At 72.3% G+C, this 12,805-nt stretch carries 15 protein-coding genes; 11 read left to right on the top strand and 4 right to left on the bottom strand.

All coding sequences use genetic code 11. The features are described from left to right. Positions 1-207 precede the first annotated feature (207 nt). The 7 genes from AS96_RS12160 (at position 208) to AS96_RS12130 (ending at position 7,419) form a co-directional block, all read left to right on the top strand. Entirely contained in the window at positions 208-1,548 is a 1,341-nt protein-coding gene (locus AS96_RS12160) for a multidrug effflux MFS transporter (RefSeq protein ID WP_231477258.1), read from the top strand. A gap of 27 nt (positions 1,549-1,575) precedes the next feature. Next, entirely contained in the window at positions 1,576-2,220 is a 645-nt protein-coding gene (locus tag AS96_RS12155; RefSeq protein ID WP_036290160.1) for a phosphatase PAP2 family protein, read from the top strand. A gap of 5 nt (positions 2,221-2,225) precedes the next feature. Further along, positions 2,226-4,130, top strand: a complete 1,905-nt coding sequence (locus tag AS96_RS12150; protein ID WP_036290158.1) for a helicase HerA-like domain-containing protein — start codon at positions 2,226-2,228, stop codon at positions 4,128-4,130. Positions 4,131-4,204: 74 nt separating this feature from the next. Continuing rightward, complete coding sequence (locus AS96_RS12145) at positions 4,205-5,764, top strand: SDR family oxidoreductase (RefSeq protein WP_036290155.1); 1,560 nt, start codon at positions 4,205-4,207, stop codon at positions 5,762-5,764. 9 nt (positions 5,765-5,773) lie between these two features. Further along, the gene (locus tag AS96_RS12140; protein ID WP_036290152.1) at positions 5,774-6,373 is read left to right on the top strand and encodes a GNAT family N-acetyltransferase; all 600 of its coding nucleotides are present in this window, start codon (positions 5,774-5,776) and stop codon (positions 6,371-6,373) included. A gap of 141 nt (positions 6,374-6,514) precedes the next feature. Then, positions 6,515-6,991: a MogA/MoaB family molybdenum cofactor biosynthesis protein gene (locus AS96_RS12135; RefSeq protein WP_036290150.1), complete on the top strand. Its 477-nt coding sequence runs from the start codon at positions 6,515-6,517 to the stop codon at positions 6,989-6,991. Further along, positions 6,991-7,419 carry a molybdenum cofactor biosynthesis protein MoaE gene (locus tag AS96_RS12130; protein WP_005051429.1) on the top strand — a complete coding sequence of 143 codons (429 nt, stop codon included), beginning with the start codon at positions 6,991-6,993 and terminating at the stop codon, positions 7,417-7,419. The genes AS96_RS12135 and AS96_RS12130 overlap by 1 nt, the downstream gene beginning before the upstream one ends. Before the next feature lie 4 nt (positions 7,420-7,423). On the opposite strand, the gene AS96_RS12125 is transcribed toward AS96_RS12130, so the two are convergent. From AS96_RS12125 to AS96_RS12110, 4 genes are read right to left on the bottom strand one after another with little or no spacing between them, the layout of a single operon-like run. After that, complete coding sequence (locus AS96_RS12125; protein ID WP_016464396.1) at positions 7,424-7,657, bottom strand: MoaD/ThiS family protein; 234 nt, start codon at positions 7,655-7,657, stop codon at positions 7,424-7,426. Further along, positions 7,657-8,127, bottom strand: a complete 471-nt coding sequence (gene moaC / locus AS96_RS12120) for a cyclic pyranopterin monophosphate synthase MoaC (protein ID WP_005051425.1) — start codon at positions 8,125-8,127, stop codon at positions 7,657-7,659. The genes AS96_RS12125 and moaC overlap by 1 nt, the downstream gene beginning before the upstream one ends. Then, positions 8,124-9,389: a molybdopterin molybdotransferase MoeA gene (locus AS96_RS12115; protein WP_036290147.1), complete on the bottom strand. Its 1,266-nt coding sequence runs from the start codon at positions 9,387-9,389 to the stop codon at positions 8,124-8,126. Before AS96_RS12115 ends, moaC begins: the two co-directional genes overlap by 4 nt. Continuing rightward, on the bottom strand, positions 9,386-10,540 hold the full coding sequence (locus AS96_RS12110; RefSeq protein WP_036290145.1) for a ThiF family adenylyltransferase: 1,155 nt from the start codon (positions 10,538-10,540) through the stop codon (positions 9,386-9,388). The genes AS96_RS12115 and AS96_RS12110 overlap by 4 nt, the downstream gene beginning before the upstream one ends. A gap of 81 nt (positions 10,541-10,621) precedes the next feature. Between AS96_RS12110 and AS96_RS12105 the strand changes: the two genes are divergently transcribed. The 4 genes from AS96_RS12105 to AS96_RS12090 all read left to right on the top strand — a co-directional run. Then, complete coding sequence (locus tag AS96_RS12105; protein WP_036283080.1) at positions 10,622-11,017, top strand: TOBE domain-containing protein; 396 nt, start codon at positions 10,622-10,624, stop codon at positions 11,015-11,017. After that, positions 11,017-11,826: a molybdate ABC transporter substrate-binding protein gene (gene modA / locus AS96_RS12100; RefSeq protein ID WP_005051415.1), complete on the top strand. Its 810-nt coding sequence runs from the start codon at positions 11,017-11,019 to the stop codon at positions 11,824-11,826. Before AS96_RS12105 ends, modA begins: the two co-directional genes overlap by 1 nt. Beyond that, entirely contained in the window at positions 11,823-12,647 is an 825-nt protein-coding gene (locus AS96_RS12095; RefSeq protein WP_005051413.1) for an ABC transporter permease, read from the top strand. The genes modA and AS96_RS12095 overlap by 4 nt, the downstream gene beginning before the upstream one ends. Next, on the top strand, positions 12,623-12,805 hold a 183-nt coding region (locus tag AS96_RS12090; RefSeq protein ID WP_036290141.1), incomplete at its 3' end, for an ATP-binding cassette domain-containing protein. The genes AS96_RS12095 and AS96_RS12090, both read left to right, overlap by 25 nt.

The following is a 12,805-nucleotide window of genomic DNA, read 5'->3' as shown; positions in this document are numbered from 1 at the left end:
ACGGGGTGCCTTCCGATCGTATGCGCATGAATGACTCGGATGCTGGGGAAACGGTTAGAGTCGAAGGACTCTCGAATCGTTTCGAACCTCCTCGCCGGCGTCATCGCGCTCCGATCGACGCTTCGCCGCCTCTTCGCGACCGCGCGGCGCTCTGCGCTGCGGCATCCGCGTCGCCCGTCTGTCCGCCATCCCACCCGTCTGGAAACCGTGCGCGAAAATCCCGCCCCCCGAACTGCCTCGACACCCCTGCCCGCGGCCGCGCGTACGGCCACCGGTGCCATCCGCACGCTCGGCTCGCACCCTGCCACCGCTCCGGTCGTCCTGCATCCCGGTGACGCGATCTCCACCGCACGCCGCGTGGTCTACATCATCCTTCTGGGTGCCCTCACTGCGCTCGGACCCTTCACGATCGACCTCTACCTGCCCGCGTTCCCGACGTTGCAGGCCGACTTCCGCACGTCCGCCGCGGCGATCCAGCTCACCCTGACCGGCACGATGGTCGGCTTCGCGCTCGGTCAGCTGATCGTCGGACCGCTCAGCGACAAGGTCGGACGCCGCGTGCCGCTGCTCGCGGTCACCGCCCTGCACGTCGTGGCCAGTGCCGCTGCGGCTCTCGCCCCCGATCTCACGCTCCTCGCGATCGCGCGCGTGTTCATGGGCGTCGGGGCCGCAGCCGGTGGCGTGGTCGCGATGGCGATCGTCCGCGACCTGTTCGGAGGTCGCCGGCTGGTGGTCATGCTGAGCCGGCTCGCCCTCGTGTCCGGAGCCGCGCCCGTCGTGGCGCCGCTCATCGGCTCCGCGCTGCTGTCGGTCATGCCGTGGCGCGGCATCTTCGTCGTCCTGTCCGTCTACGGTGCCGTCATGCTCGTGGCGGCGATCTGGCTCATCCCCGAGACGCTGCCCGCCGCACGGCGGAAGGAGCGGGGAGCGACCACCGTGCTGCAGCGCTACCGTGCCGTCTTCAGCGATCGGGTGTTCGTGGGTGTCCTGATCATCGGGGGCATGTCCTTCAGCGGTCTCTTCTCGTATCTGTCGTCCTCCTCGTTCCTCTTCCAGGAGACATACGGCTTCGACGCCCAGCAGTACGGGCTGCTGTTCGCCGCCAACTCCCTCGGCCTCGTCGTCGGTGTGCAGGTGGCCGCGCGCCTCGCGGCCCGCTTCGGCCCGCAGTGGGTGCTGTCGGTGTCGACCGGCGTGCTCGTGGTCGCCGCGATCGCGATCATCGTGTGCGACCAGCTCGGATGGGGCTTGTGGGGCACCATGGTGCCGCTGTTCGTGTTCATGACGGCGTGCGGCTTCACGTTCCCCTGCGTGCAGGTGCTCGCGCTCGATCGCCACGGCAAGGCCGCCGGGACGGCGGCATCCATCCTCGGGGCGACGAACTTCGGGGTCGCGGGACTCATCTCCCCGATCGTCGGATGGGTGGCGCGCGATGCCGGGATCACGGCGACGACGATGGCATCGGTCATGGTGGGATGCGCGCTCATCGGGGCGATCTCGCTCTGGGCGATCGTGCGACCGTGGACCGTGGAGCGGCTCGCGCCCTGAGCCGCGGGCGTCGGGCATAATGGGGCGATGAGAGCACCCTTGGACGATGACGTCACCACGGTCATGCTCCAGCGGCTCGTCGTGGGCGTGCTGCTGATCGCGATCACGGTGTGGCTCGGCATCCAGGTGGTGGTCGAAGCCGACGTGAACGTCGACGAGTGGTGGAACGTCTTCGTCGACCGCTTCGCTTTTCTCGACGGCGCCGCCCTCGCGATGAACTTCCTCGGCGGCGGATGGTTCGCGACCTTCGTTGTGCCGCTCGCCGGCGTCGGGCTGCTGCTGTGGCTGCGCCGGCCCCGCGGCGCGCTCTTCGTCGTGGTCGCCCCGCTCGGCAGCGTCGCGCTCGTGCAGCTGCTGAAGGCGCTGTTCGGCCGCGCACGCCCCGAGGACATGATCGTCTTCTCCGACCACGGCTCGTTCCCCTCCGGACACACCGCCAATGCCGCGACCCTCGCGACGATCGCCGTCATCCTCTTTCCACGGGTGTGGGTCGCCGTCGTCGGCGGCGCCTGGGTGTTCGCGATGGCGTTCAGTCGCACCCAGGTGCACGCCCACTGGCTGAGCGACACCGTCGGCGGAACGCTCGTCGGGGTCGGCGCGACCCTCGTGATCGCGGGGATCTGCGCGCGGATGCTCGAGCGCGAGAACGAGCGGTTGCGCTCGCTAGGCTGAGCGCCATGAGCGCTGTCGATGACGCAGAACTTGCCCGACTGCAGGCCGAGGCGGAAGCGGCGGAGGCCGCGCTGAAGCTCGCCCAGGCCAAAGCCGCGCTCGCCGCCGCCCAGGCCGCGCGCGCCGCCGGCCCTGCGCCCGCGGAGGAGATTTCCGCTCCGGAGGATGCCGGGGCCGCCTCTGCTCCTCCCGAGGCGATATCTCCTCCCGAGGCGCCGGCGGCGGATGCCGCGCAGACGGTTCCCGAGGCGCCGGCGGCGGATGCCGCGGCATCCGGACCTCTCGACGGCGACCAGGTCGCCGCGATCGCGAAGGGGTACGCCTTCGAGGGCCTGACCCTCGATCTCGGTGCCCTGATGAACACCGAGCCGGTGCCGTCGGCGCAGATCCGCATCCCGCTGGCCATGATGAACCGACATGGCCTCGTCGCGGGAGCCACCGGCACCGGCAAGACCCGCACGCTGCAGGGGCTCGCCGAACAGCTCGCCGCGAAGGGCGTTGCGGTCTTCGCCGCCGACATGAAGGGCGATCTGTCGGGCGTGGCGACGCCGGGCGCGCCGAGCGAGAAGCTGCTCGCGCGGACGGCGGCGATCGGACAGGAGTGGGCGCCCGCGGCATCCGTCACCGAGTACTTCGCCCTCGGGGGCGTCGGCAAGGGCGTGCCGGTGCGCGCGACCGTCTCGGGGTTCGGGCCGCTGCTGCTGAGCAAGGTGCTCGGCCTCAACGAGACCCAGGAGTCCAGCCTCGGACTCGTCTTCCACTACGCCGACGCGAACGGACTGGCCCTGGTCGACCTGTCCGACCTGCGCGCCGTGCTCACGTGGCTCACGAGCGACGAGGGCAAGGACGAGCTCAAGGAGCTCGGCGGGCTGTCGTCGGCGACGGCCGGCGTGATCCTGCGCAAGCTCATCACCTTCGCCGACGACGGCGCCGACGTCTTCTTCGGCGAGCCCGAGTTCGACGTGCGCGACATCCTGCGCACCGCTCCGGACGGACGCGGGGTGATCTCGCTGCTGGAGGTGCCCGGCGTCGCCGACAAGCCGGCGCTCTTCTCGACCTTCCTCATGTACCTGCTGGCCGAGCTGTTCGAGATCCTCCCCGAAGTGGGCGACCTCGACAAGCCGAAGCTCGTGTTCTTCTTCGACGAGGCCCACCTCTTGTTCCGCGATGCGTCCAAGGCGTTCCTGGCCGCGATCACGCAGACCGTCCGCCTCATCCGGTCCAAGGGCGTCGGCGTCTTCTTCGTCACGCAGACGCCGAAGGACGTGCCCTCCGACGTGCTCGGCCAGCTCGGTTCGCGCGTGCAGCATGCCCTCCGTGCCTTCACCCCCGACGACGCGAAGGCCCTGCGCGCGACCGTGGGCACGTATCCGACGAGCGGCTACGACCTCGAACGGGTGCTGCAGGAGCTCGGCACCGGAGAGGCGATCGTCACCGTCATGAACGAGAAGGGTGCGCCGACCCCGGTCGCCTGGACGCGACTGCGCGCGCCGCAGGGCCTCATGTCGCCCACCCCCGACCCGGACATCGAGCGAGCCGTGCACGCCTCGCCGCTGCTGGCCCGCTACGGCACGCCGATCGATCGCGAGTCGGCGCGCGAGATCCTCACCGCGAAGATGAACGCCGCCGCGGAGGCGGACGCCGCGGCCGAACAGGCCAAGGTGCAGGAGCAGGCGGCGAAGGAGCAGGAGAAGCAGCGGGCCGCACAGGCGAAGGCGGATGCCGCCGCCGAGCGCGAGCGACAGAAGGAGTACGACCGGATCCTGCGCTCCACCGGCGGCTCGACGCGGACGACGCGCACCTCCCGCGCGTCACAGAAATCGCCCATCGAGCAGGTGTTGAACTCGAAGTCGACCCAGACGATCCTGAACTCCGTCATCCGGGGGCTCTTCGGCACCGGCCGCCGCTGACGCTCGTCCTTGCGCGCGGCGACCCCGTGCGCAAGGGGATGCGCCGCGCGCAGCAGCCGTCTAGCGTGACACACATGAGCGAGCTGTCGAGCCCCACCGGTCGGGAAGAGGAGCTGCGCGCCGTACCCCGCGCGGACGGCACGGCGCCGCGGGCGCTCGTGCTCGGCGCGACCGGCTACATCGGCGGGAGGCTCGTGCCGAGGCTGATCGCCGCGGGCTATCGCGTCCGCGTGCTCGTGCGCGATGCGGCCCGCCTGAGCGCCTTCTCCTGGGGTGAAGAGGTCGAGGTCATGGTCGGCTCCGCCGTCGACGAACCGGCGCTCGCGCAGGCCTGCGCCGACGTCGACGTGCTCTACTACCTGATCCACTCGATGTCGGCCGGCGCCGGGTTCGAGCAGGCCGACCTCGAGGCCGCGCGCGCCGTCGCCACGGCGGCGGCCGCGGCATCCGTCGCTCGTCTGGTCTACCTCGGCGGACTGCACCCGGAAGGCGTGCCGCTGAGCCCGCACCTGCGCTCCCGCGTCGAGGTGGGGGAGGTGTTCCTCGCCAGCGGTGTGCCGACGCTGGTGCTGCAGGCCGGGGTCGTGATCGGGTCGGGGTCGGCGTCGTTCGAGATGATCCGCCACCTCACCGAGGTGCTGCCGTACATGCCCGCCCCCAAGTGGGTGCGCAACTTCATCCAGCCGATCGCCGTCCGCGACGTCATGTACTACCTGCTGGGGGCTGCACGCGTCGCCGCCGACGTGAACCGCGCCGTCGACATCGGCGGCCCCGATGTGCTGCGCTACGGACAGATGATGAACGGCTACGCGGTCGAAGCGGGCCTGCCGCAGCGGCCCATCGCGCCCCTTCCGGTGCTCACACCCGGGTTGGCGTCGCACTGGGTGAACGTCGTGACACCGGTGCCGCGCTCGATCGCCCGCCCGCTCATCGCCTCACTGCAGAACGAGTGCGTCATGGACGACCACGACATCGACGCCATCATCCCGCCGCCCGCGGGTGGTCTCACGCCCTATCGTCGGGCCGTGGCGCTGGCCCTGGGTCGCGTCGCGGCCGACAGTGTGGAGACGAGCTGGCAGGATGCCGAGGTCAGCGGCGTGCCGTCGGATCCGCTGCCGTCCGATCCGGACTGGTCGGGGCGCACCGTCTTCACCGACGTGCGCACGGCGACGACGACCGCGAGCCCCGCGCGGCTCTGGGAGGTCATCGAGGGGATCGGCGGCGAGAACGGCTGGTACTCCGCGCCCGTGCTGTGGGCGCTGCGCGGCTGGATGGACCGGGTCGTCGGAGGCGTAGGGCTCGTGCGCGGCCGGCGAAACCGCAGCCGCGTCGCCGTCGGCGACGTCATCGATTTCTGGCGGGTCGAGAAGGTGGAGCCGCAGCAGCTGCTGCGCCTGCGTGCCGAGATGAAGGTCCCGGGACTCGCATGGCTCGACCTCGGCTGCGAGCCGGGACCGGACGGCGGCGCTGTCTACCGCCAGCGGGCGGTGTTCTTCCCCTCCGGCCTGTCGGGGCGGCTGTACTGGCTGGCCGTGCTGCCCTTCCACGGCTTCATCTTCCGGGGGATGGCCAACCGCATCACCGCGGCGGCCGAACACACCGATGCCGCCGAGCGCGCGGAGGCTGCGGCCTAGACTCGCCCCGTGCCCTTCCTGCGTTCTTTTCGCCCCGGCGACGAGCCCGCCCTCGCCGACATCTGCCTGCGCACCGGCGATGCCGGCAGCGATGCCACCGGCATCCTGGACGACGACGACATCTGGGGGGCGGTGTTCGTGTTGCCGTACGTCGCGCGTCACCCCGAACTCGCCGTGGTCGTCGAGACGGACGACGGGCGGGTCGCGGGCTACGCCGTCGCCACCGACGATACCGACGCATTCGAGGAGTGGTTCCTGAGCGAGTGGTGGCCGCGCTTCGCGCAGCGCTGGCCGAAGCCGGTCGGCGAGCCCGCCACGCGACAGGACTCCGTGCTGGCGTACGCCTACGGGCGCCGCCCGGGCGCTGAGCCTTTCGCAGAGTCCTTCCCCGCGCATCTGCACATCGATCTGCTTCCCGACGTTCAGGGGCAGGGGTGGGGGCGCCGGCTGATCGCCGCGCTCTTGGAGCGACTTCGCGCCGCAGAGGTTCGGGGCGTGCATCTGGTCGCCGCCGGCACCAACGCCGGTGCCATCGCGTTCTACGCGCGTCTGGGCTTCACGCGCCTGGACGCTCCCGCCGACGTCGCCGCCTTCGGCATGCTCCTGTAGCGCCCCTCCCGCCTCTTCGCCGAGCCGCCACGTTTTCGCCGACCCGCCACGATATGTCGCGCCGAAACAGGGCGGCTCGCGCGGAAGGTGGCGGCTCGGCGACGAGACGGGGGAGAGGGGGCGGGGGCGTAGGGTGGGGGCGTGGGCAGCCTCGCCGTCGTGATCACCGTCTCGGATCGGTCGGCTGCGGGCGTGCGCGCCGACACGGCGGGGCCGATCGCGGTCGCCGCGCTTCGCGACGCGGGGTGGGAGTGCGCCGACGCGCGCATCATCGCCGACGGCGCCGACAGCGTCGAGACCGCGCTGCGCGCCGCCCTGGCCGACGGTGCGCGCCTCGTCGTCACGACCGGGGGGACCGGCGTCGCCAAACGAGACGAGACGCCCGAGGGTACGGATCGCGTCATCGAGCGCGCGCTCGACGGCATCCCCGAGGAGCTTCGCCGTCGCAGCGTGGCCGAGAAGCCGGCCGGCATGCTCTCTCGCGGTCGCGCCGGCACCGCGGGGCGTGCCCTGATCGTCAACCTGCCCGGGTCGCCGGCGGCCGTGACCTCCGGGATGCCTGTCATCCTCTCGGTCGCCGGTCATGTGGTGCACCAGCTCGACGGAGGAGATCACTGATGGCTGCCGTTCGCATCGCCCGCATCACCGAGGAGCCGCTGGATGCCGCCGCGCACCTCGCCGCCGTCGACGACCCCCGGGCGGGGGCCGTCACGAGCTTCATCGGCACGGTGCGCGATCACGACCCCGACGCCGCAACGGCCGTCCTCGCGCTGGAATACTCCTCGCACCCGGATGCCGAGGCGACGCTGCACGACATCGCGCTGACCGCCATCGGCGACACGCGCGCGACCGTCGCCGTGAGCCATCGCGTCGGGCGCGTCGAGGTCGGCGAGGCCGCCGTCGTCATCGCCGTCTCGACGCCCCACCGCGCCGAGGCGTTCGAGGTGTGCCGCGCCATCATCGAGGCGATCAAGCGCGAGCTGCCGGTGTGGAAGCGTCAGCTGACGGCCGACGGGGCCGCGGCGTGGAAGGGGATCGGCGGCTGAGCGCTCAGCCGCCGGCGAACGGCGGCAGCACGTCGACGAGGGTATCGGCGCCGAGCGGCGCCGAGCCGTCGGTGCGGCGTCCGTCGACGAGCACGGCGCAGCGGGGGAGGATCCGCCCGAGTGCCGGAGACTCCCGCGTGAGCGCGGCGCGCAGGCCGTCGAGATCGGTTTCGGTTCGCGCTTCCTCGTCGCGCCCGGCGAACTCGGCGGCGGCGGCGAAGTAACGGACCCGCGGCATCAGGACTCCCGCACCCAGTCGCCCGACTTGCCGCCGGTCTTGGCGATGAGGCGGACGTTCTCGATGGCGGTGGCCTTGTCCATGCCCTTCACCATGTCGACGATCGTCAGGGCCGCGACGGAGGCCGCCGTCAGCGCTTCCATCTCCACCCCGGTGCGGTCGGCGGTGCGGACGGTCGCGGTGATCTCGACGCCGTCGTCGGTGATGGACAGGTCCACGCTCGCGCCGTGGACCCCGATCACATGGGCGAGCGGAAGCAGCTCGGGCGTGCGTTTGGCGGCTTGGATGCCCGCGATGCGTGCGACGGCGAGCACATCGCCCTTCGGCACCGCTCCGTCGCGGAGCGCGGCGACGACGGCGGGCGCGCAGCGGACGAGCGCAGCGGCGGTCGCAGCGCGCACCGTCGGCTGCTTCTCGGTCACATCGACCATGCGGGCGTGACCGGCGCCGTCCAGGTGGGTGAAGCTCATGCGTCCCATCCTTCCAGCAGGTGCACCATGACCGGGTCGCCCTCGTGCACCTCGGCGACGTCGGCGGGGACGACGGCGAGGGCACGCGCGAGCCCGAGGCCGCCCGCGAGGTGCGATCCCGATCCGCCCGCCGTCGCCGGTCGTACGCTCCAGCGGTCGCCCGCGGTGTCGATGACCGCGGGCAGATACTGCCGCCGTCCCTCCGGGGTGCGCCACGACGTCGCGGCGGGCAGGGTGAGCCGGGGGCGCCGGATCACCCGTCGCCCCTGCATCGCCAGCAGGGCGGGACGGACGAACACCTCGAACGAGACGGCCGCGCTGACGGGGTTTCCCGGCAGGCCGAACAGCAACGCCACGCCCGTGGGCGTGGGCAGCGTGCCGAAGCCCTGCGGTTTGCCAGGCTGCATCGCGACGCGGCTGAAGGTCATGGCCGCCGCCAGCTCGGTGCGCACCACTTCGAAGGCGCCGGCGCTGACGCCGCCGGAGAAGATCACCGCGTCGACGGATGCCGCCAGCAGCCCCGCCACGGCGTCGCGGAGAGCGCCGCCCTCGTCGTCCACGCAGACCTGAGCGATCACGTCGGCGCCGGCAGCCGCCGCGAGCCCCGCGAGCAGGACGCCGTTGGATTCGGGGATCTGCCCGCGTCGCAGTGGTGTTCCGGCCGGGGCGAGCTCGCTGCCCGTCGAGACGACGGCGACGCGGGGCCGGGCCGAAACGACCGCGTGTGTGCGTCCCGCGGCGGTCGCCGCAGCGACCTGGAGAGGTCCGAGCATCATGCCCGCCTCCAGGACCACGTCGCCGGAGCGGAGGTCATCGCCCGCGCGGCGGACGAACGCTCCGGCTGAGCGCGGGGCGCGCTGGACCGTCGCGGTCTGCAGGGAGTCGGAGAGCCCGCCGGCGGTGTCTTCGAAGGGGACGATGGCGTCGGCATCCGAGGGCACGGGCGAGCCCGTCATGATGCGCGCTGCCTCGCCCGCAGCGAGCGGTGGATCGTCGGCGGTGCCCGCCGGCAGGTCCGCGACGACGCGGAGGATGACGGGAGCTGCGGGGCTCGCGTGCGCGACGTCGGCGAAGCGCACGGCGAAGCCGTCCATGGCCGAGTTGTCGAAGACGGGGATGTCGAGGGCGGCGCGCACCGGCTCGCGCAGTGTCGCGCCGGTCGCCTCCGCCAGTGCGACCCGCGCGGTGGGCAGTGGACGCACGGCGGCGAGCACGTCGCCGAGCTGCTCCTCGACGGTGCGCAGCGGCGCGCCGGCGCTCATGACTGCTGCCACGCGGCGAGACCGCCCACGAGGATGTCGGCGTCGACGCCGCGGGCCCGGAGGGCGTCGGCAGCATGGCGGGCGCGGATGCCGTGCGCACAGATGACGACGACGTGCTCGTCGTCGATCTGCGCCGGATCGTCCAGGAGATCGCCGAGGGGGATCAGGACGGAGCCGGCGACGACGCCGGTCTGCGTCTCCCACGGTTCGCGCACATCGAGGAGGGTGGCGCCGGCCTCCTGCGCGGCGAGCATCTCGCTCGCCGTCAGCTCGCGGATCGCCGCGGGGGCCGCCGCGGCGGGAGCGTCGATCGGCTGCGGCGTCGTCGGAGCGGCGGGAGCAGCCCCGCGCAGCGCGACCTCGGTCTGCGTGCCGCGCAGGGCGTCGATCACGAGCACGCGGCCCAGCAGCGGCTCACCGGTGCCCACGATGAGCTTGATCGCCTCGACGGCGAGGATGCCGCCCACCTGCAGGCAGAGGGCTCCGAGCACGCCGACCTCGGCGCAGGTGGGCGGCGTACCGACCTCGTCGGCGGGATGCAGGTCGGACAGCACGACCGGGTCGGTCCCGGCCGGTGGTGCGTTCCAGAACACCGTGACCTGTGCGTGGAACTCCTGCAGCACGCCCCAGACGAGCGGGATGCCGAGACTCTCGCAGGCGGCGGCGACCGCTGCCCGGGTCTCGAACGTGTCGCTGCCGTCCACGACGAGATCGGCGCCGTGGAGCAGGTCCTGCGCGTTCTCGCTCGCGAGGCGTTCGGCGACGGGGATGACCACCGTCTCGGGGGACAGGTCGGCAGCGACGCGCTCCGCCGATGCGGTCTTGTGCGCGCCGATGTCGGCGTGTCGGTGAAGAAGCTGCCGCTGGAGGTTGCTGAGGTCGACGACGTCGTCGTCGATGACCGTCAGGGTGCCGATGCCGGCCGCGGCCAGTGCCATGACGACGGGGGAGCCGAGCCCGCCGGCGCCCACGACGGCGACATGCGCGGCCGCGAGTCGGCGCTGACCGAGATCGCCCACGCCGTTCAGCACGAGGTGGCGCTGCGTGCGTGCGCGTTCGGCGGGGCTGAGGTCGGGAGCGGGGTCGACGAGAGGAGGCAGCGGCACGGTGCCAGCGTATCCGCCGTGCCCGTCCGCGGGGCCGTGCGCCACAAGCGCCTCCCGCTGTCGAAACCCGCAAATGCGTCCTCTGAGGCGGCCTTCTGTCCGCAGATGCGCGCTATCGTCGGCGGTATGCGTTCATACCGTGTCACCGAGGCCGCGCGTCTGCTCGGCGTGAGCGACGACACCCTCCGTCGGTGGGTCGATCAGAGCATTCTTCCGACAACGGGGGCCTCGCCGGTCGAGATCCCCGGCGATGCGCTCGCCGCCCGTGCGGTCGCACTCGCCCACGCCGCCGCAGACCCCGCGGATGTCCTCTCCAGCGCACGCAACCGATTCGTGGGGCTCGTCACGCGCGTGCAGCAGGACGGAGTGATGGCGCAGGTCGACATCCAATCCGGCCCCCACCGCGTCGTCTCGTTGATGTCGGCCGAGGCGGTCCGCGACCTGGGGCTCGAGCCCGGTGCGCTGGCCGTGGCGGTCATCAAAGCCACCTCCGTCATCGTCGAGACGCCGAAGGAGAGCTGATGCGCACGCGATCGCGGTACATCCTCGCCGCCTTCATCGCCACGGCCATGGCGCTCGCCGGCTGCAGCGCCGGCGGGGGATCGGCGGATGCCGGCCGAGCCGCCTCCGGGACGGCGACCGCGTCGTCGGACAGCATGTCCGGCGAGCTGACCGTCTTCGCCGCGGCGTCGCTGAAGGCGGCCTTCACCCGGCTCGCCGATCAGTTCCAGGCGGCGCACCCGGGTGTGACGATCCGTCCCATCAGCTACGACGGCTCGTCGACGCTGGCGACCCAGCTGATCGAGGGCGCCCCCGCCGACGTCTTCGCCTCCGCCGACGAGAAGAACATGCAGAAGGTCGTCGCCGCCGGGCTCGCCTCCTCGCCGCAGCCGTTCGCGACGAACGTCCTCACCCTCATCGTCCCCTCCGGAAATCCGGCCGGCGTGCAGGGGCTCGCCGACCTCGCCAACCCGTCCCTGCGGGTCGTGCTGTGTGCGGCCGACGTGCCGTGCGGCGCGGCCTCGCAGACGCTGCTGCAGAAGGCGGGCGTGACGGCATCCGTCGACAGCTACGAGCAGAACGTGACCGCCGTCCTCACGAAAGTGGCCAGCGGCGAGGCGGATGCCGGGCTCGTGTACGTGACCGACGCCACGACGACCGCCGACGTTCAGACCGTGGCGACGCCCGGCGCCGATGCCGTGGTCAACACGTACCCGATCGTCGCCCTGGACAACGCTGCGAATCCTGCGGCCGCGCGGGCGTTCGTGGACTTCGTGCGCTCCGATGCCGCACGCGCCACGCTCACCGACCTCGGCTTCGGCAGGCCATGACGGTCACGTCGCCCGGGCGGCACGGGCAGCCGCGGGGATTCGTCCCGCTCGCGCTGGGGGTGCCGGCGGTGCTGGGGCTGGCGGTGCTCGTCGTGCCGCTGACCGCGCTCGTCGGGCGCGTCGACGGGGCGACGCTCTGGGGAGACATCACATCGCCGACGGCGGTGTCGGCGCTCGGGCTTTCACTCGTGACCGGCGCGCTCGCGACCCTCGTCTGCATCGTTCTCGGCATCCCGCTGGCACTCTGGATCGCGCGGTCGGGTCCGCGCCTGGCGGGAGTGCTGCGGGCGGTCGTCACGGTCCCGCTCGTGCTGCCGCCGATGGTCGGCGGGGTGGCACTGCTGTTCCTGCTCGGACGCAACGGCTGGCTCGGGCAGTGGCTCGCCGTCGTCGGCGTGCGCCTGCCTTTCACGACCGCGGCCGTGGTGATCGCGCAGACCTTCGTCGCGCTGCCGTTCCTCGTGCTCGCTGTCGAAGGGGCCCTCCGTGCGACGGGCACGGGCTACGAGCAGGCGGCGGCGGCGCTCGGCGCGGGGCGCTGGCGCATCCTGTGGCGTATCACGCTGCCGCTGGCGGCTCCCGGCCTCATCGCCGGCACCGTGCTGTGCTTCGCGCGCGCGATCGGGGAGTTCGGCGCGACGGCGCTGTTCGCCGGCAATGCGCCGGGGGTGACGCAGACGATGCCGCTGGCGATCTACACCGCGTTCAACGGGGCCGGGGTGTCGCAGGGCACCGCGGTGGCGCTGTCGCTGCTGCTGCTCGTGACCGCGCTGGCGGTGCTTCTCGCGGTGCGGGCATGGCGCCCGGGGGCGACGCGGTGAGCGGCGCGGCGCTCGAGGCGCACGTCGTCGTGCGGCGCGAGGGGTTCGTCCTGGATGCCGAGATCTCGGCATCCGCGGGGGAGATCGTTGCCGTGATGGGCCCGAGTGGTGCGGGCAAGTCCACCCTCGTCTCGGTGATCGCCGGGCTGCTGGCGATC

The sequence above is a fragment of the Microbacterium sp. MRS-1 genome (assembly GCF_000585455.1).
Lineage (GTDB): Bacteria > Actinomycetota > Actinomycetes > Actinomycetales > Microbacteriaceae > Microbacterium > Microbacterium laevaniformans.
Note: the sequence above shows the minus strand (reverse complement) of the source record. Positions and strands in the feature narration are given on the sequence as shown.